The sequence below is a fragment of the Pseudoroseomonas cervicalis ATCC 49957 genome (assembly GCF_000164635.1).
Classification (GTDB): domain Bacteria; phylum Pseudomonadota; class Alphaproteobacteria; order Acetobacterales; family Acetobacteraceae; genus Pseudoroseomonas; species Pseudoroseomonas cervicalis.
In genome coordinates this window covers 1-2,192 of sequence record NZ_GG770836.1, presented here as the reverse complement: position 1 = coordinate 2,192, position 2,192 = coordinate 1, and the positions used below count along the sequence as shown (strand labels likewise).

2 protein-coding genes and 1 pseudogene are annotated in these 2,192 nt (G+C 74.0%); all 3 read left to right on the top strand.

Going from position 1 to position 2,192, the window contains the following annotated elements; translation table 11 throughout:
* The first annotated feature begins 267 nt into the window (after positions 1–267).
* Complete coding sequence (locus tag HMPREF0731_RS19470) at positions 268–984, top strand: SRPBCC family protein (protein WP_007005926.1); 717 nt, start codon at positions 268–270, stop codon at positions 982–984.
* A gap of 2 nt (positions 985–986) precedes the next feature.
* Positions 987–1,901 (top strand): AAA family ATPase, encoded by a 915-nt coding sequence (locus HMPREF0731_RS19465; protein WP_007005925.1) that lies wholly within the window; start codon positions 987–989, stop codon positions 1,899–1,901.
* 4 nt (positions 1,902–1,905) lie between these two features.
* Positions 1,906–2,192 (top strand): annotated as a pseudogene (locus HMPREF0731_RS19460) (VWA domain-containing protein); the annotation flags it as partial.

Genomic DNA, 2,192 nt, shown 5'->3' with positions numbered 1-2,192 from the left:
CGGCACGGCCCGCCGCCCGGCCCCGCCGCATCCCCGCGCCACGGCGTTCCGGCGGCCGCCGCATCTCCGGCATCGGCATGGATATCCCCTCCTGCTCGGCACGCCGTCGCCCGGCGGCGCCGGCGGCAAATCCCCTCGCCCTGCCCCCTACACAATCCCCGCCCCCCGCGCCACCCGGCCCCGCCATGGCGGCGGGTCGCCCGGCGCACCCTTCCCCAAGGCGCCCCGGCGCCTTAGCTTCACCCCCTGACCCCTGGGAGACCTGCCATGGAAATGACCGGAGAACGCCGCATCGAGGCGCCGCGCCAGACCGTCTGGGAGGGTCTGAACGACCCCGAGATCCTGCGCGCCTCGATCCCGGGCTGCGAATCGGTCGAGCGCACGGGCGAGGATTCGTTCCAGGCCCGCGTCGCCCTGAAGATCGGCCCGATGGCGGCGAAGTTCGCCGGCAAGGTGCAGCTCTCCAACATCAACCCGCCCGCCTCCTACACCATCTCCGGTGAGGGCAATGGCGGCGCCATGGGCTTCGCCAAGGGCGGTGCCGATGTGGCGCTGGAGGAGGAGGGCCCGCAGGCCACGCTGCTGCGCTATGCCGTCAAGGCGCAGGTCGGCGGCAAGATGGCGCAGCTCGGCGCGCGGCTGATCGACAGCACCGCCAAGCAGATGGCCGACCAGTTCTTCGACCGCTTCGCCGCCGCCGTGGTGCAGCAGCCGGTCGCCGCCGCCAATGCCGAGGAGCGGCTGGCCGCCGCCACCCTGGCCGCGCCGCGCATGGGCCAGCCGGTGCTGGGCCCCACCGGCCCGCTGCACCCCGATGCCGAGAAGATCGATGCCCGGCCCGCGCCGCGCCCGGCCGCGCCCGCGGCCCAGCCGATCTCGATCTTCGCGCTGATGCCCTCCGAGCTGTTCGGCCTGCCGCTGCTGTTCTGGGGCGGCTCGGCCGTGTTCCTGGTGGTGCTGATCCTGCTCTTCGTGATCGGCTGAGCATGGGCGCGACGCTGCCCGGTTCGGTCGCCGAGACCGAGCGCCTGCTGCAGGCCGGCGGCTATGTCGCCGACCGGGCGCTCGCCACCACCGTCTTCCTGGCGCTGTCCATGGGCCGCCCCCTGTTCCTGGAGGGCGAGCCCGGCACCGGCAAGACGGAAATCGCCAAGGTGCTGGCCGCCGGCCTCGGCCGGCGGCTGGTGCGGCTGCAATGCTATGACGGGCTGGACCTCTCGGCCGCCGCCTATGAATGGGACCATGCCCGCCAGCTGATGGCGATCCGCCTGGCCGAGGCCGCCGGCGAGACCGACCGCGCGCGGCTGGAGGCCGGTCTCTATGACCGCCGCTTCCTGCAGGAGCGGCCGCTGCTGGCGGCGCTGTCCGGCCCGCCCGCCGTGCTGCTGATCGACGAGCTGGACCGCGCCGACGAGCCCTTCGAGGCCTTCCTGCTGGAGATCCTGGCCGATTTCCAGCTGACCATCCCGGAGCTGGGCACGGTCAAGGCGGCCACGCCGCCCATCGTGGTGCTGACCAGCAACCGCACGCGGGAGGTGCATGACGCCATCCGCCGCCGCTGCCTCTACCATTGGGTGGACTACCCCGACGCGGCGCGGGAGCGCGCCATCCTGGCCCGCCGCCTGCCCGGCCTGCCGGAGGCGCTCTCGGCCCAGGTGGTGGCCTTCGTCCAGGCGCTGCGCGCGGGCGATTTCTTCAAGTATCCCGGCGTGGCCGAGACCATCGACTGGGCCGCCGCGCTGCAGGCGCTGGAGGCGCGCGAGCTGGACCCGCCCCTGGTCGACGAGACGCTGGGCGCGCTGCTGAAGTACCAGGACGACATCGCCAAGCTGCGCGGCGCGGAGGCGGCGAAGCTGGTCGAGGCCGTGCGCCAGCCTGCCACCCCCGCGATGCCGTTCTGAGCGCATGAGCGGGGCGCTCGCCGCCAATCTGCTGGGTTTCGGGCGGATGCTGCGCCGCGCCGGCCTGCCGCTCGGCCCGGCCGAGCTGCTGGCGGGCGCCGAGGCGCTGACCCGCATCGAGCTGGGTGACCGGCGCGAGGTGCGCGCCGCCCTGCGCGCCACGCTGGTCCACCGGCACGAGCATCAGGAGATCTTCGACCACGCCTTCGCGCTGTGGTGGCGCGACCCGGAGGCCGGCCGCCACGCCGCCGCCATGGACGCGCTGAACCGCGGCAAGGAGCCGCCCAAGCC

Excerpts from the sequence above, each read along its gene's own strand:
- HMPREF0731_RS19470 (WP_007005926.1), top strand. The coding sequence starts at position 268 with ATGGAAATGACCGGAGAACGCCGCATCGAGGCGCCGCGCCAGACCGTC.
- HMPREF0731_RS19465 (WP_007005925.1), top strand. The coding sequence starts at position 987 with ATGGGCGCGACGCTGCCCGGTTCGGTCGCCGAGACCGAGCGCCTGCTG.